This window comes from Blautia caecimuris, assembly GCF_024622975.1.
GTDB lineage: Bacteria > Bacillota > Clostridia > Lachnospirales > Lachnospiraceae > Blautia_A > Blautia_A caecimuris.
Genome location: NZ_JANJZT010000008.1, coordinates 60874 through 83735, shown reverse-complemented (window position 1 = coordinate 83735; position 22862 = coordinate 60874). Strand labels below are relative to the sequence as shown.

General features: G+C 43.2%; 10 protein-coding genes. 2 read left to right on the top strand and 8 right to left on the bottom strand.

The annotated features are described in order from the left end of the window. Window positions 1-2: 2 nt before the first annotated feature. Complete coding sequence (locus NSA57_RS07140) at window positions 3-1226, top strand: dicarboxylate/amino acid:cation symporter (RefSeq protein WP_147599594.1); 1224 nt, start codon at window positions 3-5, stop codon at window positions 1224-1226. 186 nt (window positions 1227-1412) lie between these two features. Here NSA57_RS07140 and hydA read toward each other — a convergent pair whose 3' ends face one another. The 6 genes from hydA to NSA57_RS07110 all read right to left on the bottom strand — a co-directional run bounded on the left by hydA (window position 1413) and on the right by NSA57_RS07110 (window position 19039). Then, on the bottom strand, window positions 1413-2798 hold the full coding sequence (gene hydA / locus NSA57_RS07135) for a dihydropyrimidinase (RefSeq protein ID WP_257464425.1): 1386 nt from the start codon (window positions 2796-2798) through the stop codon (window positions 1413-1415). 142 nt (window positions 2799-2940) lie between these two features. After that, the gene (locus NSA57_RS07130) at window positions 2941-3465 is read right to left on the bottom strand and encodes a hypothetical protein (RefSeq protein WP_257464424.1); all 525 of its coding nucleotides are present in this window, start codon (window positions 3463-3465) and stop codon (window positions 2941-2943) included. Further along, entirely contained in the window at window positions 3462-4280 is an 819-nt protein-coding gene (locus NSA57_RS07125) for a class C sortase (protein ID WP_257464423.1), read from the bottom strand. The genes NSA57_RS07130 and NSA57_RS07125 overlap by 4 nt, the downstream gene beginning before the upstream one ends. 137 nt (window positions 4281-4417) lie before the next feature. Beyond that, window positions 4418-5959: a SpaH/EbpB family LPXTG-anchored major pilin gene (locus tag NSA57_RS07120; protein ID WP_257464422.1), complete on the bottom strand. Its 1542-nt coding sequence runs from the start codon at window positions 5957-5959 to the stop codon at window positions 4418-4420. Between the two features lie 13 nt (window positions 5960-5972). Next, entirely contained in the window at window positions 5973-18311 is a 12339-nt protein-coding gene (locus NSA57_RS07115; RefSeq protein WP_257464421.1) for a SpaA isopeptide-forming pilin-related protein, read from the bottom strand. After that, window positions 18308-19039, bottom strand: a complete 732-nt coding sequence (locus tag NSA57_RS07110) for a sortase B protein-sorting domain-containing protein (protein ID WP_257464420.1) — start codon at window positions 19037-19039, stop codon at window positions 18308-18310. Before NSA57_RS07110 ends, NSA57_RS07115 begins: the two co-directional genes overlap by 4 nt. Window positions 19040-19469: 430 nt before the next feature. On the opposite strand from NSA57_RS07110, the gene NSA57_RS07105 reads away from it, so the two are divergent. Then, the gene (locus NSA57_RS07105; protein WP_147599592.1) at window positions 19470-20108 is read left to right on the top strand and encodes a helix-turn-helix transcriptional regulator; all 639 of its coding nucleotides are present in this window, start codon (window positions 19470-19472) and stop codon (window positions 20106-20108) included. 123 nt (window positions 20109-20231) lie between these two features. On the opposite strand, the gene NSA57_RS07100 is transcribed toward NSA57_RS07105, so the two are convergent. Both NSA57_RS07100 and NSA57_RS07095 read right to left on the bottom strand, forming a co-directional pair. Next, a complete protein-coding gene (locus tag NSA57_RS07100; RefSeq protein ID WP_147599591.1) occupies window positions 20232-21218 on the bottom strand; it encodes a cytidylate kinase-like family protein in 987 nt (328 codons plus the stop codon). A 15-nt stretch (window positions 21219-21233) separates the two neighbouring features. Beyond that, complete coding sequence (locus NSA57_RS07095; protein WP_257464455.1) at window positions 21234-22652, bottom strand: sodium:proton antiporter; 1419 nt, start codon at window positions 22650-22652, stop codon at window positions 21234-21236. Window positions 22653-22862: the final 210 nt, after the last annotated feature.

Below are 22862 nucleotides of genomic sequence, written 5' to 3'. Positions count from 1 at the left end.
TTATGAAAGAAAAAAACAGTTTTTTTACCAGTTTACCATTTAAGCTTCTTGTAGGAGTTATTCTTGGTATTGTATCCGGAATTATCCTGAATACAACAGACGGCTCCGGCATCACTTCCGGTATCCTGAATGTGGTGGTCACTCTGAAATACGTGCTTGGACAACTGATCAATTTCTGTGTGCCTCTGATCATTATTGGTTTTATTGCACCGTCTATTACCAAGCTGGGCAACAGCGCTTCCCGGATGCTTGGCGTTGCCATTGTGATCGCCTACGTCTCTTCCATTGGCGCGGCCTTTATGTCTACAGCAGCCGGATATGCAATGATTCCTCATTTATCCATTGCCACTGACGTAGAAGGGCTGAAACAGCTTCCGGAAGTAATTTTTGAACTGGAGATCCCGCAGATCATGTCTGTTATGAGCGCGCTGGTCTTTTCCATTATGATCGGACTTGCCGCAGCCTGGAACAAATCAAAAATGATCACAGGGGTTCTTGAAGAATTTCAGGCAATTGTTCTCTCTATTGTTTCCAAAGTGATCATTCCGGTTCTTCCCTTCTTTATTGCCCTGACCTTCTGCAGTCTGGCATATGAGGGCTCTATCACAAAACAGCTTCCTGTATTCCTTCAGGTAATTGTGATCGTGCTGATCGGACATTTTATCTGGATGGCTCTGCTTTATGTTCTTGCGGGGATCTATTCACATGAAAATCCCATGGATGTGGTACGTTACTACGGTCCTGCTTATCTGACCGCAGTTGGAACCATGTCCTCAGCAGCCACCCTTGCCGTTGCTCTTCAATGCGCAGGGAAGGCAAAGCCGCTTCGGAAGGATATGGTACAGTTTGGTATTCCGCTTTTTGCAAATATCCATCTTTGCGGTTCTGTTCTCACAGAGGTATTTTTCTGTATGACGATTTCCAGAATCCTGTACGGCTCTCTTCCCTCTGTTGGCACCATGATCCTTTTCTGTCTTCTTCTGGGCGTATTTGCCATCGGTGCTCCCGGTGTCCCCGGAGGAACGGTTATGGCATCCCTTGGTATCATCACCGGCGTGCTTGGATTTAATGAAACCGGCACTGCCCTGATGCTTACTATTTTTGCTCTTCAGGACAGCTTTGGCACTGCCTGCAACGTAACAGGGGACGGCGCTCTGACCCTTTTCCTTACGGGCTATGCCAAACGCCATCACATCCAGGAACAGAATATCCACGTTGATCTCTGATCCGTATTCATAAATAAAAACTGCAGAAGTCCGTTTCTTTTCTGAGACGGGACTCTCTGCAGTTTTTATGATTCTCACTGTATTCTCCTGTAAAACCTTTCTTTTTTATAAAATGTATTTCCTAATTTATGATTTCAGAGCATTCTTTTTCCCCTGGTCTGCATTTTTATAACGGCTTCTGACTTTTTATTTTGATGATTCCAAAGTATTCTTTCCTCTTGGGATAAAGGTTCCCAGTTTTTCTTCTTTCAGTTTTCCATTCTGTACTGCATGATGACCTCTCAGGAATACGTCGTCAATGGCACAGTGAAGAGCAAATCCTTCAAAGGGATTATTATCCGTATTGTATGCATGAGTTTTAGCTGAGATCACACTTTCCTTTTCCGGATCCAGAACAACAATATCCGCATCACTGCCCTCCCGGATCACGCCTTTTTTCGGATATACCCCATAGAGCTTTGCGGGATTTTCGCATAAAAATCTGCACATCTGGGCTTCCGTGATCTTTCCGGTACGGACACCGTAGGTATACAGAAGCGTTCCTCTTGTCTGTACTCCCGGAAGTCCGCCGGGGATCTTTGTAAAGTCATCCTTTCCCATAGCCTTCTGTTCCAAAGTAAAACTGCACTGATCTGTGGCAACGGTCTGAATGTCCTCTTTTTTCAATGCATCCCAGAGACAATCCTGATCCTCCTTTTTGCGGATAGGGGGCGCGCACACATAAACGGCTCCGCCAAAATCCGGTCTGGAATAGGCACTGTCGTCCAGAAGAAGGTACTGAGGACAGGTTTCCGCATACACCGTCTGTCCTTCCTTTCTGGCTTTCATAATCTCTTCATAGGCTTTGCGGTTAGTAAGATGAACCACCATAACAGGAGCATCCGCCTCTTTTGCGATCACGAGAAGTCTGTGGACAGCCTCAGCCTCCATGGTATCCGGACGTACCAGAGGATGATTTTCCGGGCCTGTTCTTCCCTGTTTTTTGGCTTCATCGATCAGAGCGTCGATCACTCCGGCATTTTCACAGTGAACTCCGGCAAAGCAGCCGCACTCTCCCAGTTTTTTCAGGATCTTATAAAGATCACAGTCATTTACGATCATGGCAGGATAAGTCATGTAAAGCTTAAAGCTTGTAATCCCCTCATCGATCATATCCTGGACTTCTTTTTCCGTCTGCTCATTCCATTCTACAATGGACATATGGAAGGAATAGTCGCAGGAACATTTTCCGTCTGCCTTTCCATGCCATTTTTCCAGGCCTTCCTTCAGCGTATGGCCGCCCTTGTCCTGAGAGGCATAATCAATGACCAGAGTTGTTCCACCCAGAATGGCTGCCCTTGTCCCTGTCTCAAAATCATCTGCAGTTACTGTTCCGGCAACCTCAAGATCAAAATGCGTATGCCCGTCAATAAAGCCCGGGAAAAGCAGTTTTCCGGTTACGTCAATAACCTCTGCATCCTCTGCAGGCAGATTTTCTCCTACCCTGACAATCTTTTCACCGTCTATAAGAACATCCTGATCGAGTATACCGGAACCTGATACTATCGTACCATTTTTTAGTAAATATTTCATAATCAAACACCCCCGATTTCCCTTTCTTTTATTCAATATACCATTATTTTTCCCCTGCTTCAACTGTTTCTGCGCAGGTTACTCAAAACTTTTTCATGCTTACACGGGAGTTTGCCTGCTTCATAATCCTCCAAAATATTTACTATTTACTTTCTCCTGCAGATAAATATCCCAGCATGGCTGCCTGAAGCTGAGAGTTGCTTCCATCAAAAACCCATTCACCATCTTCTTTGCGATAATTCACCAGAACCTCAGCATCCTCTGTCTCTGTTTTTTTCAGCTTTTCCTTAAAAACTTTTTCAGTATATTCATCATCTTCCTGTTTTTTCATCGTTTCAAAGATTGCCTCATCCATCACAGAAAGATAGTCTGCATTTGTTATCTGTACCAAAACTGTAGCTTTATCATCCTCCACCGTCTCTTCCTGAATCTTATACTTCATGTTGGCATAAGCTGCTTTCATGGCGTTTTTCTGAAGGACTGCACTATTCTCATAGCTGTCCCCGTCAAAGTCCGCCCCAACCAAGTCTGATGCCTTTTCATACTTCCCATCTTTCATATAAGCAAGGTAACTCTCTGTTATCGTTTTTGGAGTATCCTTTCCCCCGCATCCTGCAAGCGCAATAATTACCAGAAATCCTAGGAATACTGTCAATTTTTCTTTCATTCTGCTTTCCTCCTCTTTTTTCTTCTGTATACCCGGATCACCAGTATCAGAAGCAGTATCCCGGCTACCACAGCCAGATAATTTTCCCACTTTATAACTTTAACTGGCGTATTCTCAACAGCTTCTTCCACATATTCTGTCCGCACGCCGCGTACCAGCAGACGATGGCTGTTGATTCCATAAGGGGTACATGTAAGAAGCGTAACGTAATCTTTCCCCTTTTCCGGCTTTAAGTACTTGGTATTATCAGGCTCTACCACTTTGATCTGATCTACTTTATATGCCAAGATCCTGTCAAAAATATGGATATAAAACTCATCTCCTATTTCCATTTTATCGAGATTTGTAAATAGCTTTGCTTCCGGAAGTCCTCTGTGTGTGCTGAGGACTGTGTGATTATTTTTTCCTCCGATCGGAAAAGCAGTTTCCTGTAGGTGTCCCACTCCCTTTTCCAGTACCTCTGTGTCCACTGTGTGATAAATAGGCAGATTAATATCCACACAGGGAATATCCAGTGTTCCCATAATCCCTCTGTCAATGTTCAACACTTCCATATAATTATCCGGAATCACCACGCCGCTTCCGGGGACAAACGGATCTCTTACCTCTGTACCACTGAGACTTTTATTATATTCTTCTGCCTTAGCCCATTCTTCTGCAACCATATCCTGATTATAATAGGCTGCGCTGTCCTCGTATCTTGCAACCGCCTCCGACTGATTTAATCCAGAAAATATGCGAAGTGCCAGAGGATAAAGGATTATGGCAACTCCTGCAATGCGGAGAAGAAGCGTCAAAATTTTTCTAATGTTCATTATATCCTCGCGTTTCTTATATCTGTCCCGGTAAACTGAATGATATCCAGCTAAGCTAAAGGGAGGGGGAACTTTCCCCCTCCCTTGGTTCTGCCGGATTTTTATTACTGACAGACTAAAATTTTATTCATGATTTTTTACTTTGCAGCTTTATTTTTTCCACCTTTGGAGATTACGTAAGATGCGATCAGAAGAACTGCACCTGCTCCCAGGAATACCAGAAGACCTGTACCACCGGTAAACGGAAGCTCATAGTTGTCCTTAGCATTATAAACCACATACATATCCTCAGGATTCATATTATGGCTTGTAGCAGATACTGTTACTTTAAATGGATCAAGAAGTCGATTGTACTTAACACCATCTACTGTTGGAGCTTTTGTCTCCACAATCCAGTAATCAGTACTTCCATCAGTTGGCTTCATACCTGTCAGGTCACCATAGCTTAATCCTTCAAAGAATGCAATACCATCTTCACCAGAGGTAACCACATATGGCTTGCCATCCCTCTGTACTGCTCTGGAAGTATCTCCAGCTTTTGCCTCTTCTTCGCTGCGGTAAATCATAAATTCAGCGCCTTCCAGTTTCTTGTTATGATCTGCTTTGTCTACTTTTTCAATCTTTACACCGCCGGTATGAACTTCCGGAATATCAGACTGTGGTAAATACTGATTTCCATTCCAGTTAATGTAATCAAGAGATGCCTGGTTAGGAATTGCAGTGCCAAGTTCAGCATCCTTATTCAGCTTTGTAGCAAATGTTGTTACAACCTTACCGCCTGCGTAGTCTTTTAATTTATTAAGTCCATCTTTGGTCAGAGTCCAGGTAAGGTCTCTATTATTTCCTGGTTTATGAGGTTCTTCTGTCAGATCCTTGGCTTCAAATGTATAATCCACATCCTTTTCCAAAGTTGTTGTTGTCTGTTTATCAGCAGTTCTCAGAGCTACTGATATGTCCTCTACAAAATCAAGACGGGGATCCAGTTTATCCATAATTACATATTTTTTCGGAGTCTGATTCTCTCCCGCAACGTCTTCCGGTATATCTGAAAGAATGATCCAGTTAAATGGAGCATAACGATCTACAGTTGCGTCATTGTTTTCTTCTTTAACAACATCCTTTTCAATCTGTGGACCATCCTGATAAATCAGATTCTTTGGATATACATGGATATCATACAGAGATTCTGGTTTTGACGTATCATTCTTATACTCCTGATTATAGGTAGGTACAGAGATCAAAACCGGAGCCATCTTTTTGTCCACACGAGGATCCTCCTGCTCGGACAGCCGGTAAGTACCTAACGAAAGATTACCAAAAGTAATCTCTCCGTTTTCACCTGTTGTCAGAGTCTGTACCTCAAAACTGTCGTCACGTTCTGCTGTAGCAGGATCAAGCTGTGTTGTTCCGTCATCTTTTACCTTTTCCAGGTCAAACTTAATACCTGCCATAGGCTTCAGATCTTTCAGATCCTCATGATCCGAAAAATCAATGACATTGCCGTGGGAACGATCCCCTTTTTCTTTTAAAGCATTGTACTGATCTGTTGTTTCCACCACATACTTATGTACGGTAATACTTCCTGTTTGTGGAGCAGCTGCCACAGGCGCCGCTGTCATCAGGGATACAGCCATCCCCAGACTAAGTAACCACGCGCTTACTTTTTTGAATACTTTCATACTCTTTCTCCTTTCATTCTTCCTGCATTTCTGCACGTTTTCCTTTGTTTTTCTTTTTACGACGCCTGTTTACAAGCTCTGCCAACGCCAGAAGTACACCTCCTCCCGCGGCATAATCAAGCATACCTGTTCCTCCTGTAAACGGCATCTGCCTTGCTTTGCGGTTCATTACCTGATACTGGTATACAGCGTCCTCTTCCGCTTTCTGGAAAGCCGGAGGCTGTGCACCGCCTGTAGGCGTAAATATTATATGTTCTCCCGGTTCAGCCTCGGAGTTCACAGTGAATCTCCACTGGCCTGCCGGCAATACATATCCTTCTGGTGCTTCTGTTTCTTTTAGCTGGTACGTTCCATTTGGAAGGATTCCGAAATCTACAATTCCATCTGCCCCGCTTGTCTTCGGAGAAAGTCCATGCACTTCCTCCCAGCAGCTTCCATCTGTTCCGGCTTCCTGGCTGTGCTCATGCTCTTCCTTACATGTATATAACCGGAAAACTGCACCTGCAAGAGGCTGACCGTCTTCTCCGATTTTCCGGAATGCAAACGGAACTTCTGCGCCTTCTGGAAGGTTAATCAGTGGATGTTCTGCGTCAATGCCTTCCACTTCTACTGTAATGGTATCTGATCCTGTATCAGAATTTTCTGTATCAGAAACATCTTTCCCAAAGGAGACAGAGAACGGATAGTGTGTATCATCTACCTGATATCCATCTGCTGTTTCAAGCTCTTTTACATAGTAATTACCTGCCGGCAGAAGGGTCTTCTCCATACTGCCACTTCCATCTGCTTCTATGCGGATAAGCTCCACAAGCGTATCTTTTTTAAGGCTTACGCCATCTGCAGCACCTGGAATGTCCTCCGCGGCATAAACTCCAAACAGAACCTTCTGGTACAATTCTTCTGCCTCTTCTATTTCCAGTCCGAAAAAGCTTTTGTAAAGATTCAGATCAACTTTCTTTTTTGCATTGGTAAGGCTGACCAGTTCTACCGTATGCACATGGCTGCCTTCCTCCGGCGCTCTGATTGTCACATCACGGGGTGTGCTGTCAAGAACGTATCCATCGGGTGCTTCTACTTCAACTACAGTATACGTTCCAAACGGAAGTTTCCTGCTCTCCGGCTTCTCGCCACTGATCAGGGTATCTATTACTTCTCCTGGCTGGTATGTACTGTCGCCTATAGTAACAGTCTCCTTTGCACGAATTTCAACCTTTGCACCATTCAGCTCACCCTGGGTAAATACCGGACGGTTCACCTGATATTTATTCTCCTCGATGGAAACCTCTACCTGTGTGAAGAGCTCACCCTTCTTTTCCAGACGGATCACTCCGTATACCGGCTCATTGACAATCGGATTCTCTTTTGAAGAAATGATAATCTTCTCATTTCCATTATCGTAGACTACTTTAAATGGATACCGTGTCTCATCCAGAAGATATCCATCGGCTGTCTCCAGTTCTCTCACATAATAGGAACCCTGAGGCAGCTTCAGTTCAGGATTGGCAAATCCGTTTTCATCCACTCCAAATACACCGACCAATGTATCGGGCTCGATCTGCACCTTACCGCTTGTTATGGTTCCCACCGTGTATACACCGAATTTTACCTGTTTCAGCTTTTCTGAAGTATTCTCATCACTGAACTTCTTGTATAACTGAAGGTTCACGCTGGCGTGCTGATTTTCCAGTGATACAAATGCCGGCTCAATCTGAGTTGTTGTTTCGGTCACTTCAACTTTATGACGCTGCGTGTCCAGGATATAGGATGGCGGCGCTGACAACTCCTGATATTCATATGTACCAAGCGGCAGTCCCGGACTTGTCTCACCCGATTCCAGACGCACAATCAAGTCTCCCGGCTGATACGTTTTTCCATCAAGCTCTATTTCTTCTGTTGCATAAATACCTATCTGTGCTCCTGAAAGCTGCTGCTGTTCCCACACCAGCTCTTTAAGGTTTGGATAAGATAGATCATCTTTGATCTCACTTAACATCTCACCTGTCTTTTCAAATCGGATATATCCCTTTTCTTTTTCATTGGGGATATAGAGTGCAATAGTCGTTATCTCTCCCCATACAAAACTGTGTGCAGTCTCATCAAGCTGATAACCTTCCGGAGCTCTCGTTTCTTTAAGATAGTATGTTTCGCCCTTATTCAAGGCATCTGTATCCGTGATCTTTACCTGACCATTCTCTTCTGTAACGTACGGTCCTCCGATTTTCTCTGTCAGTGCAGAATCCTTATAAAGATCAAACTGTGCGCCTTCCAGATATTTATTCGGATTGTCTTTATCGTACTTCACGATATAGATACCCGGCTCGTTGCCTGGATAATTCATGACAGTAAACTCTACAATCTGCTCGTTCTCACTGATACGGCATCTGAGTCTGAGATTCGTATCAAGTTCATAGCCCTCCGGAGCTTTTGTTTCACGAACGATATACCAGCCATATGGCAACAGCTTGCTTGTTGCGGTACCATCCTCTCCCGTAGTAATAGAATCTACCGGTTCGCCATCTGAACCGCTCTCTGCATAAATAGCAAACTGTGCTCCGGCAAGTGCTTTGCCTGCCGGGTCTGCTTTTTTAATCTTAATCTGTCCCATCACTATCTTATTTTTGTGCGTATAGGTGTAAATATCATTCACACCTGTTCCGTCTATAACGACTGTACCTTCCTGTCCGTTGAGCTGTGTTCCATCCGGTGCCTGTATCTCCCGGATGGTGTATGTGCCAAGCGGCAGCTCACGGCTCTTGGCTCTGCCAAACTGGTCTGTTATGACCGTATCTACAACCTTGCCGCTTTCTTCTATAATCTGGAATCTTGCATTGCTCAGATCTATTTTTTCTATTTGGCTTCCATCTTCGGATACAGCTTCCTTATGGATCTCAATCCATCCGGTAAGCGGTTCGTTGTAAAGGTTATGCAGATAATAATAATATGTTCTTCCGTTCTTCTCGCCTTTTGTGATATGTACAGGAGAATCCTCTTCCTGCCAGTCAGTCGATATGCCACTGCCAGAATCTGTCATCTTCACATTGTCTTCTGAAGGCTTCGGAGGTTTTGTCTCATCAATATCATCCTCCACATCCAAAAGATCAACGAGAATTGGCTCCATGAGACGATAGCCTTGCGGTGCTTCGATCTCCCGAATCACATATAGATCACAGAGGAGATTCTCGATTTTTCCGTAACCATTTTCATCCATCTCAAATTCCTGGATAAGGTCCTCTTCAAAATCTGTCTTTTCCTGCCAGTCAGGTGTAAACTGATACAGGCCGAATCTGGCTCCTGCAAGCGGTCTTCCGAATTCATCTCTTTTTTGAATGGCAATCTCTGCTCTTGGCTTATAATTAATAAAGTCAAATTCATACTCCCGCTTATCATCTGTAATTTCAATCGGTACAATCTCTTTAGACATCTCGTAACCGGCACTGCCACAGCTTAACTCTTTTACATAGTACCAGCCATTTGGCAGATCATCTGTTTCGTAGCGAGCAATACCACTTCCATCAATCGCCGTAGCAAATTGAGCAATTTCCTTATCGTCATCTGTTTCTGGTTTTCCATCTGTTCCATAACTGAACAGACCAAATACAACACCATTGACCGGATTTCCATTTTCATCTGTTTTATGGATAATTATCTCTCTTTGCTTTGTATTCTCGATCTCATATTCAAAGATCATTTTGTCCTTTGTTGGTGTAAACCGCCATACCTTCTCTGAACCATCTTCATTTACCGGAGGGTCATAGCCTGCCGGCGGGGCATATTCTACCATTACATATTCCTGCCCAAGTTCCAGAATATTTCCTGTAGATGCCTGTCCCGTTTCATCTGTAGTCAGATAGATCGGAGAAAGCTCCTCAATATCTCCACTGCCTTCCTCCTGATACTTCTGGTATTTCTCATATTCCTCGGCAGTAAAAATTGCAAAAATCACGCCTTCCAGAGGTTGATCTGTTGCGCTGTCCTTCTTTACAACAGAAATGCTTCCTTTATATGCTTCATCCTCAGCCTCAATGGCAACAAGCGGGATATTCTCTTTAAATGTCACCGTGTACACTTTGTCATTTACTTTGTATCCATCCGGCGGTGTGATTTCTTTCACATAATAGGTACCATACGATAGTTTCTTTGATGTGACATGCGGAGCTTTTGTTACCATATCATATCCATCCATATGAGAAGTCGGATCTATATCCCCATTCTCCAGAAGCCTTGTATAAATGCCATAAACAGCACCTTCCAGTATCTCTCCTGTTTCCGCATCCTTCTTGGTAAGCTGAATTTCTCCCATCAGAGGTGTATTTGGTACTTCCAAAGTAATTTCCGCTCCACCTTCAGGACTGTCTTTGCCTATTTCTACATATTTCTCAAAATCGCTGTTTAATTCATATCCCTCCGGCGCCTCCACCTCTCGAATACGGTAAATGCCATACGGAAGATTCTCAAAAACTGCGTATCCGTCATCTGCGGACGTTGCCCGGTAATATACTCCAAACTCCGTACTATATGCCTCAAACACTGCGCCCGGCAACACCTTTTTAGTTTCTGAATCAACCTTACGGATTTTCAGTGTTCCCTTTAAAATCTCATTGACAAAGGTAAATGTCAGGGTTTCCTCTGTAGAATCCTTATTGATCGTAACTTTCTGTGACGGATTTTCTGCCAGTTCATAACCTTTTGGCGGCTGTGTCTCCACTACCTCGTAACTGCCTGCCGGAAGAAGCCTGGAGACTGCCTCTCCGTGCATATCTGTCACCAGAGTATCCACTTCTGTTTTGCTCTGTCCATCTGTTCCCTCCAGACGGTAGACCTTAAACTCTGCTCCAACCAAAGGCTTGGGATCCTTCTTATCTCCGTCTGTCTTTTTAATACGGATCGGCATCAGAATCTGCTCATTTTCGAATACTGCTTCCTGCATTTCTACCAGTGTTCCTGCACCAGCTTTTACCTCAACTGTTTTTGATGGCTGGTCGCTGATATAGTAACCATCCGGCGCCTTTGTTTCTGTTACTGTATACATTCCAGGTTTCAGCGCATCTGTCTGGAAAGCTCCGCTCTTATCTGTCTTATAGACCTTTGAATAACCATCCGGACCTGTCACAGTAAATTCGGCTCCTGCAAGTGTACTGCCTGTTGCCTTGTCCGTCTTCACCACGCGGAAGTAACCTTCCTGTGGCTGCGGATAATCTTCCGCTACAAGCGGCTCTGCTTCCTTCCAGTCCTTATCAACTGTCACTGCCATAATACGATTATTGAGCTGATAACCCTCCGGTGCCTTTGTCTCGCGTATATAATATGTACCATAATCAAGCTGCTCAAATCTTGCCAGACCGTCTGCTCCTGTCTTCTGCTTCTCAATGGCATTCTGCTGGTTCTGTGCATCCTCGCTGGATTTAAATATCGTAAACTCTGCTCCGGGAAGAATCGTCTCCGGCTTCTGGGCATCGACTTTTTTAATCACAAATCCACCCTTTTTTCGTGCATTCGTTGCCGTAACCGTCACAAGCGGCTCTGCTTCAGAAAGTTCCGCCTTATATGTCTGCTCAGAAAGCTCATAACCATCCGGCGCCTGAGTTTCTACCAGAGTGTATTTTCCGTAAGTCAGTTCCTTTGACATCGCCTCGCCCTGCGAATTAGTCGTAAGCTCATCGACTCTTTCACCACTCTCATTTCGCACTTCAAATACTGCTCCTGCAAGTGGGATAGTTCTGTCCGTCTCGTCTACTTTCACAAGCTTGATATTACCTTTTATCAGCCTGTTATCAATCACAAGCGGCTCTGCTTCATATATAATATTACCATTTCCATCGTCTTCTTTAGTGACTGTTACTTTGTGCGGCGTACTGTCCAGAATATACCCTTCCGGAGCTTTGATCTCTGTTACTGTATATGTCTGATTTCCCGCAGGCACCTCAACTGTTACCTCACCATTTTCATTTGTAGGATCAGTTGTAGCAATAAGGGCTCCTGTTTTCTCATTACGGATTTCAAAAACAGCTCCTGCGAGTGGTTTCTTAGATCCCTCCTCCTGCTTTTTAATTTCGATTGCAAGCTTCTGTCTGCTATTTTCTATTGTCAGCTCTACTGTGGGCATCGTATCATCTACATGGACAGGAATTTTTTCTGTCAACATCTCATATCCCGGAGGAGGTGTCAGCTCATAAATGTCATAATCTCCCGGATTGCTGAGAAGTACTGTGGCGATACCGCTTGCATTTGACTTAAACGTCACGATCGGGTCTGCGTTCTGCGGAGACTTGCCTTTTTCAAATACTCCAAAGACAGCTCCTGCAAGTAAATCTCGTGTTTCGCTGTCACGTTTGTATATTCGCAGTCCATAGTTCGCCTTTGTGTTTTCGATTGTTTCCACATATACCGGATTTATCTGGTTCAGCTCAAACGGATACGTTTTTCCTGTTGCTGATCCATAACCTGCCGGAAAACGAACTTCTTTGATATAGTATTTGCCATAAGGAAGAGAAATCGGACCAATCTTACCATCCAAGTTTGTGATAAGCTCGTCGCCCACCTGCTGGTCTGTGTCTTCACGATGAATAGTAAAGACAGCTCCCGCAAGCGGTTTCTGGTTATCTTCACTGTCAACTTTTACAATTGTCAGCTCGCCTTCCAGTTTTCGATTCGGAATATCCAGCTCAATCATCTGCTGATTCTTCTCAACCGCAAACGGAATCAGTTCTTTGGAAATCTGATAGCCCTCAGGTGCTTTGATCTCCCTCAGGAAATATTTACCGTAAGGTATGTTATTGTATTCGCCTGTACCGTCCATACCAATGGTGATTATTCCTACTTTTTCATACTGGTCAGATCCTGCATCTTCGTAGCTCTGCGGAGGAACGCCCTTACGAATCTCAAATTCTGCACCTGAAAGGAGCTCTCCATTTTCCTGATCCATCTTTCTGATTCGAAGATTGCCCATAACAGATTTATTATCACAATTTACTGACAGCCTTTTTGCCGTAATTGTCTTTCCATCCGAACCATATTCATTCTCAAACTCTTCAAGGGTATAGGTATAAATTGTCGGATCCAGAATATATCCCTCAGGTGCCTGAATCTCCTGCACAGAGTAAGAATCTGCTCTCGGAAGATTTTCTACCCGCACGCCATCCGGCGAATCAGTAGTTGTTACCCGAATCGGATCATAACCATCCGGCGTAATCTCAAATACAGCTCCTGGCAGATAAGTACCTGGATGTTCTGCATCTTCCTTTATCAAATTCAGAGAAATGTCTATCTTTCTTAATTTGTTCGGAATTTTAATAGTCGCTGCACTTGGGGCTTCTTCTACTGTAATAGTTACTCCGTCAGGATTTATTCCAGCCTGCGGTTCTTGGAATGTCAGGATTCCATAATCAATACTGTAAGCCAGATAAACAGGTTCCTTTAAAATTTCATAATCGGGATTATCCACCGAAATCTCTTCAATTTTGAACCGATTCTTATCTAAATACACAGTCCAGAACTCATTCAATGCAGTAATATCTACATCTGCATATCCACCATTTTTCGCCTGTGTTTTTACAGTTACTGATCTCTCTGTTCCTTCATCCGTAATGATAAATTCTGCATCCAGCGGTTCTCCGTTTTCCCCGACCTTGCGAAGTTTCATTTCCGGTAGTCTTGCATTGCTCACAGTATGAGTTAATTCCCGCCTGATAACAATACCGTTCTCTGTTATTTCATCGAATCTACTAATCTCATATGTCGTTATTCCTCCAGTAGTATAGTACCCTGGAGGTGCCTGAAGCTCCTGTACTTGATAATATCGAGCATAAGGTAATTCAATCTCTACACCATCCGGACTATCAGTTGTGGTCACTTCAATCGGATCTTCTGATGGTGTATGTCCATCTTCTAACGGTGTAATCCGAAAGACTGCTCCAGCCAGGTATTTGTCTGGGTTATCTGTATCATGCTTGATCAATGTAAGACGGATAGGGATCTTTTTGTTGACTACCGTGATTGTAAGAGTATTTTCATCATAGGTAACCTGATCCTTATTTCCAGTTTGACCAATCATCATTACATCTATTGTATAATTATCAGCCGAATCTTTTATTAACCATAAAAAAGCAATCCTTCCTTCGACCACCTGATACTGCGGATCCGTTTCTGTTTCATAAACCTGAAGTGACATACGAGTCTGCTTCGGTGCATCTACTGCAATCTGTGAAATCAAATCCTGAAAATCGTACAGTCCTGTCTCTTTATCCGTTTTTACAAAATATGTCTTTTCAAATTTACCTGCTACTGGAGAAATTCCCTCTACCGCTATTGAAAACTCCGCCTCTACCGGTTCTCCGTCATCGCCAACCTTACGCAGCTTAAATTCTGTTTTTTGAGGAATATTTTCTACATCTATCTTCACAATCTGAATTGCCTGTGTAGAACCTGCTTCTATTTTGATCGGATAATGCGTGTTATTCGGTTCATATCCCGGTATCTGAGCTGCCTCAACCACGTAAGGATTGGCTCCCAGACGATCCAGAGGGATTGCCCGACTGACTGCTTTACCATTGGAATCCGTCACAATAGATTCAATAAGCTCATCATCTCCGGACATAATATTGAATCGGACATATGGCAACGGCTTTTTATTTTCACTATTACATTTGCTGATCTCTACCTGTACTTTCTGTGCAGGATTGGCAATCGTAAGCGGAATGATCTGCTCATGTTTTTCGATTGCCACCGGATAGCCTTTTATAGATGGATCATATAAGTCATTGCCTCCATTTTCTACATCATTCAGATAACCATCTGGCACCTTTGTCTCACGAATAACGTAATTGCCATACCGCAAATCCTCAAAACGGGCAATTCCGTCTTTTCCTGTCACTTCTGTTTTAAGTACTGTATTCAGATCATCTGCTCTGTAAATGGCAAATTCTGCACCTTCCAATTTTTTATCCGGATTATCCTTATCTACCTTCAGAATCTCTACAGAACCTTTAACAGGAGGATTTTTAAACATCACCTCGTAATTCAGCTGATCTGTTGTCAATGAAAAATACTTTCCTGTATTCTCCGGCAAAACATGATTCTCACCCGGCGTTGTCTCTTCCAGATAATAGTGTCCCTGCTGCGCATTCACACTGGGATTGACAATAGGCAGATTCTTAAATACAACCGTACCCGTTTCATCTGTAACCCCACTGGCCAGCAACGTTTTTTTGTCATAACGATTATACAGCTCGAAAGTCGCTCCCTGTACTGCAAGATCCGGCTCATCTGCATCTACCTTTTTGATGGTCACACGTCCAAGCAGCTCTTTATTCGTTACTTCAAAATAAGCCGTAATTTCATTTCCCGCATTGTTCTTTGTAACATCTACCTTCCAGTTTTCTCCTACCACCTGTGATTCAACATTCAGGAAATCAAAGGTATAATCAAGCAACTCTGTTTTCTCAAACTGAGGTGGTGTATATGTCTCTTTGATACGATAGGCGCTGTCTGCTGTCAACCAGTCTGAAGTGGCTTCTCCTTTCTCATCCGTTGTCAACTTCTCTACTGCCAGTGCCCCTTTATAGATTGTAAATTCAATTCCAGATAATGGCAGCCCATCCTGATTCACTTTCTTAACTTTGATTCTGCCTCTGTACGGTTCATTCGGTACCTCGCGTTTCAGTAAATATTCTCCTGATGACTCTGCCCCATTCTCCGTACTGATCACAAAAGGATGACGACCTTCTATTTTCTGATAACCTTTTGGTGCTTCAATTTCTTCTATATAATAGGTAACATCTGCAAGCAATTCTGTTGTCTCTGCGATTCCCTTACTGTTTGTAGTCAGCGTCTGCAGTAAGTCTCCATCTTCATCTGTAATCTCAAACACGGCACCTGCCAGCGGTTTTTTGGTATCTGTTCCATATTTATATACCTGAAATCTCGTATCTAATTTTTTGTTCGTAATCTCTATAACAATCTCAGAGGATTCTGTCTGTATATACTTCTCATCAATCACAATTGGTTTATCCAGAAGTTTATATCCCGGTATAGTTTCCTCCTCCACAAGACGAAGTTCTCCTCGAACAATAACTTCCTTTTTGTAAGTACCAGGAATTTCTACTGTACCATTACGATCTGTCACAAGATTAGACTCTATGGTATACCAGGTATCTCCTTTACGCTGTTCCAGACGAAAACGTACTCCCTGTAGCGGAAGTCCATCGCTGCCTTTTTTCCTGATCTTCAAATGCAGTGTAAGCTCTTTGTTCGGCACACGCACTTTGTTCAATGCAGCCTCTGTAACTGTTGACTTACTGGCATCAATAACTATTGATCGTACAGTATCATCCAGTTCAAAACCCTCCGGTGCAGATATTTCCTGATAATATACAAGCGTATTATGCTTATAAGTATGTGAAGACGTCGCTGTACCGTCAGAACCGATCGTAAGAGTCTCACAATCACTCGGGTCGCTCAGGTCTGTACCCACTTTAAAGGTACAGCCAACTCCGTCCAGGATCGGATCTCCGGTACGCTCGTTATATTTCTCAATCATCAGTCTTGCAGATTTCACTGAGTTTTCAAACCGAAAAATATTCTTGGACTGATCTGTACTGATCACAAGCTCCTGTCTGTTATCCGGAGATTCCGGTACAAGGTGTCCCTCCGGTGCAGATACTTCTTCCATCACAACCGTAGTGCCCGGTGCAAATGTAACTGTTGAAGTAAATCTACCCTCACCATCCGTTACTGCTGTATAGGTTGTCTCAGGCTTTTCTTTATCCCAGTACTTAAACTTTGCACCGGAAAGCGGCTGACCAGTTCCGGCCTCCACCTTTTCCAGGGTAACCGGATACCTTACACGGTCATTAACAAAAGTTACGGTACCGGTACCGCCAGTTGTGAATGTAACAGTTTTTATCTCATCACTTTTTATCAGATGCGGCGGTACTTCATGCTCCTGTACATAAATTGTATTCACACCTGAATTTTCCAGGCGAATCTCTGTCTCTCCTTTTTCATCTGTAGGCTTTGTAACCTGGTTCAGATTTGTCTTGGATGTTCCATATTTGAATGTAACACCGGAAACCGGAGCTCCAGTGTCATCTGTCTTTTTAATCTTTACACGGGATACCGTGACCACATTTGCCGTACACGAAACAGAAAGTGAGGGCAGTGTACCGGATACAATCACTGTCTGCTGTCCTGAACCCAGGTAGTACATCATATCTGCATACTTGCTCGGTGCTTTTGCATAATCAAATCTAACACTCCTGATATCCATAGCAGGATTTAATTTAAATTGAAACCGACTTCCAAATCCCCCATATTCAAGCACGCCGCCAGAAGGTAACGCTTTGCTCAATCCCCACGGACTAAGTGATCCTGATTTCAGTTTAATTGTATAAATCTTATTCGGATCACTTTTGTCCTGATAAAGAGTTGTATTTTCAAACACCGGCTTAGTATTGAATTCTTTTATCAGACGTTTAATTTCTGCTTTTCTTGTATCTACAACTGAATTAAGACTGGCACCTGCACCGCCTCCGCTGGTCTGCCGATGCCATGAAATATTGGACACACCCAGTTCTTCCCAGATCAGTTCCTGAGCTGCCATAAAATACTCTACCTGCAGCTCATTCGTACTCCAGTGTCCCGGATACTCTGCCCCAAAATAAGCATACTCCAACATGCGCTTTGCTTTTGCCGGATCATTTTTAAAAGTTGGATGCTCTGTCAAGGGTTTGTTATGCAGTGTATACCATTTCGTGATGTCATCTACATCCGGCTCAATACAGTAGGCAACATGCAGCTCAGAAGTACTGGCATCTTTTCCGTATATCCATGGATAATTCCGATTGGAATGATTAACCCCCTTATACCTATAGGAAAGATATACTCTGCCGCCGCCATAGGTCATTGTAGACCACTGGACAGGATTTCCCGGAGCATTTGCCGCTAACTCAGTATCACTTTCCGTTCCGTCAGAAAAGACTTCCTCCTGTTCCCCATCAGAAAATGGCTGTTCTTCCTCTGTAATTTCCGTCTGAAGCTGTTCTTCACCTTCTTCCGTCACCTCATTCTCTGATGACGTATCTTCCGGCGGAAGCATCTCTTCTTCAAAAGATATCTGTGGATCTGTCACTGAAGAATCCTGTGTTTGCTCTTCTGACACAAAATCATCATTCTGCTGAATTTCCGAACCAACATCTTCAGAATCTGAAATATCATCACTGAATACTACCGAATCCTGTTCATCCGCTCTAACAGCAAAAGCGCTCATATCTACGCTGGTAAACAGAATTGCCATTACCAGAACCCAGGATATTATCTTTTTAAAAACGCTTCCTTTTTCCTCTAAAATCTTTTTCATTCTGACACCTTCCTTTTTCTCCTTATCACAATACATACCACCACTGCAGACATTCCAAGCAGAACTGCAAATCCTGTGATCTGTGATTCATCCCCTGTTTTTGCCCCGTCTTTCTTCTCTGTACTTAAGTGACTTCCCGGAACATCATCTCCGGAATACCCTGGAATATCTGGAGTTCCTGCAGGTTTAGGAGTTGTTGTTTCCAGCGGAACTGTTGGCTTTCCCGGAAGAGATGCCTTGGGATTTATTTTTATATGAAAAAAAGGTCCTTTGTTAATATCATCTATAATTTCGTAATAGGGCAGATGCACCAATGACGATGTAATAAAACCATACTGTGAGGACTCCTCTGCCCGTATCAGATACACACCTCTGTCGATTCCGGAAAAAACGAGTTTTCCATCTGCATCTGTCTTCATACTCATAAGAGGATCTGTTGTAAGTTTTTTTTCAATCTGGGCAACTGCTTTCTGAGAAGCTTCTGCTGTCTGTGGATATTCTGATATCCCATAAACCGGATCAATAGTTACTTCTCCATATTCAGTAACATCTCCCACATCATAAAGAGCCAGAGCTACCCCTTTCCAGTCAGAATAGGGACTTCTTAAATCCTCCAGCTGTACCTCAATATAACAATCGGCAGCATATATCTCTGTTGTAAAAAACAAGAGGCATACGCCGCCGATCAATCCACATAACCTCCTGATTCTCTTTTTCATACCTTCCATAATCTCTCCTTTCTTAATACAGTTCTTTACAGTAAGCTCTACACGGGATGGCATGTCCATATTATTCATTTTTTGTGCAAATTGCCTTGATTCTCTCATATTGCATTGTTGTCTGTTGTTTTCAGTATATTAAAACAAAGTTTACTTAAACTATTTTATTTCCACTATTTTCCAAATTCATTATACCCCCCCCCCCGCATTTTTCCGTCAATCATTTTCTTATAAAAATACAAATTTCTTATTTTTTTTCCATTTGTTTTTAAATTTATACATATTTTTTATTTTTACCAGACACCCCAAATAAATATGGAATTTCTCAAATTACTCAAAACTTCTTGAGGCTTACACAATTTTTTTCGCAAAAAAACTTTTTATTTATATCCTATTATGTTAATATAAAAGAAAAAAGCAACAACGGAGGAGGTAAACTATGGGACGGCTTACTGTACTGAAACAGATTGCTCACGATATTGCCTGTCAGTTCGGCCCTGACTGCGAAGTAGTCATTCATGATCTGAAAACAAAGGATCCGGAAAATTCTATCGTGTATATTGAAAACGGACATGTGACAAACAGAGGGATCGGAGACGGACCTTCCAATGCGGTTTTTGATGTGATCCGGCATAATAATAACAAGACACAGGATGAGCCCCGGGATCACGCCGGATATCTGATGAAAACTTCTGACGGCAAAATTCTGAAGTGCAGCACCTCTTATATACGTGATGATGACGGCAGTCTCCATTATGTTTTTGGGATCAACTATGATATTTCCAGACTGACCATGATCGAAAGCGCAGTTCATGATCTGGTCACTCCTGTCAACACAGAAGAAAAGCCAAAAGAAATTACCCATAATGTCAATGATCTTCTGGATCATCTGATTGAAGAATCTGTTGCTCTGGTAGGCAAACCGGTGGCTCTTATGAATAAGGAAGACAAGGTAACTGCCATTCAGTTCCTGAACGACTCCGGGGCATTTCTGATCACTAAGTCAGGAGACAAGGTCGCAAATTATTTTGGCATTTCCAAATACACCCTGTACAGCTATATTGATGTCAATAAATAATCTCCCGGCCAACGCAGCGCTTCACCTGTCTGCATTTTCAGGTTATTTTAAGAAAAAAATCTCATACATCAGCCGGGCTTTTTCTCTGCCGCAAAACGCTGAATGTATGAGATTTTTATGTTTTTATTTTCCGATCATTCTTCTGATCACATCAATGGTTTCCTTGATGCCATAGTTTGCGCTGTTGATACACAGATCATAATTTTCCGGTTTTCCCCATTTCTCACCGGTATAAAACTGATAATATTTTCTGTGCTGTCTGTCCATTTTTTTCAGGAACCTCACTGCCTGCTTCAGGTTCATGTTTCTGACAGCCATAATATGTTCCACACGAACCGAAAACGGAGCACTGATAAACAAACTGATATGAGGGATATGATTGTTTTTCAGGATCATATCTGCGCAGCGTCCCATAATAATACAGTCTTCTGTTTTTGCCAGATTACAGATGAGATCGCTCATATTAAAAAATACTGCATCCTGTTTTGGAAGGCCGTGATAACGGTTAAACTCCCGGAATCTGGTTTTCAGGCTTCCGCCGCTTTTTTTCGTATATTTGTTAAAATCAACAAAGTTTTCCGCGTCATTGACTGCATCCTTATCTGCCTCCAGACGCTTCATAACCTGGTCAAAGATTTCCACGTCATAGTAATTGATCTTAAGATTGTCCGCCAGTTCAAAACCGATATCATTTCCGGCACTTCCCTGAGTACGGCTGATGCAGATCACAAGATGGTCATTTTCTGACAGCTTTTCTCTTTTTGCCGCCAGATTCAGACGCACTCTCTCATCATCCAGGATATCCACTTTGCCGAATACGTCCGGCAGCTTCTCGATCTCCATAAGGATCTCATTATATTCTGTCATCATCCTGGATTTTTCTTCTTTGTTTTTAATGGTGCGGGCCATGTTGCTGATAAGAGCAAGCTCACTTCTCAGAAGATGTCCGTCCGGCTTTGTATACATCAGCATGCTTAAAGTCCGGACCGTTCTCTCTCTTCCTCCTGTAAAGGTCCGGCCAAGAGAAGATCCTACACATTCATAAACCGCTCCGTCCAGATCGTAAATCCGGTTGGCAAGCTCTGTATATTTTTTCTGATTGTCTTCCATATCTGTCCGCCCTCCTTACAAAAAGAATACAAAAGTATCTATGATAAATACAGGTACAAGGAACGCCAGGGACCAGAGCATATATCCGAAGAAAGAAGGCATATTCACACCGTTCTCATCAGAAATGGACTTCACCATAAAGTTCGGCGCATTTCCGATGTATGTATTGGCTCCCATAAATACTGCTCCGCAGGAAATCGCAGAAAGCAGCTTTGCCGGAACTGTTCCCAGAGATGTGGCGATTCCGCTTGTGATTCCAAGGGTTCCTGCTGTTGTGAGAAATACCAGGTAGGTAGGAGTATTATCCAGAAAACTGGAAAGCGCTCCTGTTGCCCAGAAAAGCTGGGACGGCTGGGTAAGACCAAGCTCAGGTCCTACTGATTTCAGAAGCATCAGAGCCGGCTGCATAGTAATAAAGATACCGATAAAAAGAACTGCAACCTCCTTGATCGCACCCCAGGTAAAATGGTTTCTTCTTCTGATCTCCTGTTTTGTTGTGCGGAAGGACAGCCATGCTGCCAGAAGGATCACTGCGATCTCGATCAGCGCCGGGAAACTTAATGTAACCTCTCCGAAAATATGGATTCCTTTTACGTTTCCTGCCCCATCCTGAAAAGCCGGCATTCCCGGAAGCACTCCGCTTAAAATAACCGCACCTACGATCATGAGAAGGAATACGATATTGTGCAGACCATCGATTCTGAACTCTGTACCGGGTTTGCTGATATCCGGCTTACGGCCCTCTGCAATATCCCGGCGATATGCCCATTTATCCAGATGATAAAATGCAAACAAAAGAATAGCCATATTAAAAAGAAGCATGGGAAGAAGATGAAGGCTCCAGAAAAAAGGAACGCCTCTCATAAATCCCATAAGAAGCGGCGGATCACCGATCGGTGTCAGACAGCCTCCCATGTTGGATACCATAAAAATAAAGAACACCATAATATGGCTTTTGCGCTTTCTCCATGAATTCATTTTGATCACAGGACGCACCATAAGCATACTGGCTCCTGTGGTACCGATACAGCTTGAAAGCAGTGTCCCAAGAGCAAGAAGACCTACATTGATTCTCGGCGAACCGGCAAAATCCCCCTCCATGGTAATATTTCCTGATACGCAGAAAAGGCCAAACAGAAGGATAATAAAGGTCAGATAATCATTGACCGTGCATTCCAGCACTGTTTCCACTGTTTTTCCTGCTCCGTATACTGCGATAAACGGAAGCACCATGGCCGCGATCCAGAATCCGACCACCAGCGGCTGATGGGCTTCCCACCATTCGCCTTTTACAAGCGGCATTACTGCTATGCACAGAAGAAGTCCGGCAAAAGGAATACAGAGCCACACCGGAACCTGCGCTGCCGCCTCACCGCTGCCCGCTGCCCATACGTTGGCCGGAAGGGCCAGAACTGCAGCCAGGACAACACTCATAAAAGTAAGAATTTTTTTCAATTACGTCACCCCCGGATAAGTTTTTTAACAAAAAAATTATAACATATGAAAGTCAAAAATCAATTGTGCATGTATGCAATTTATATGATATATCACCCTGTTTTTTGTGCATTTTTCATGGGATTTTGACAATTTTTTTGCGGATTTGCTCATTCTTTTCTGTCTAATATACAAAGAAGAAGTCCACCT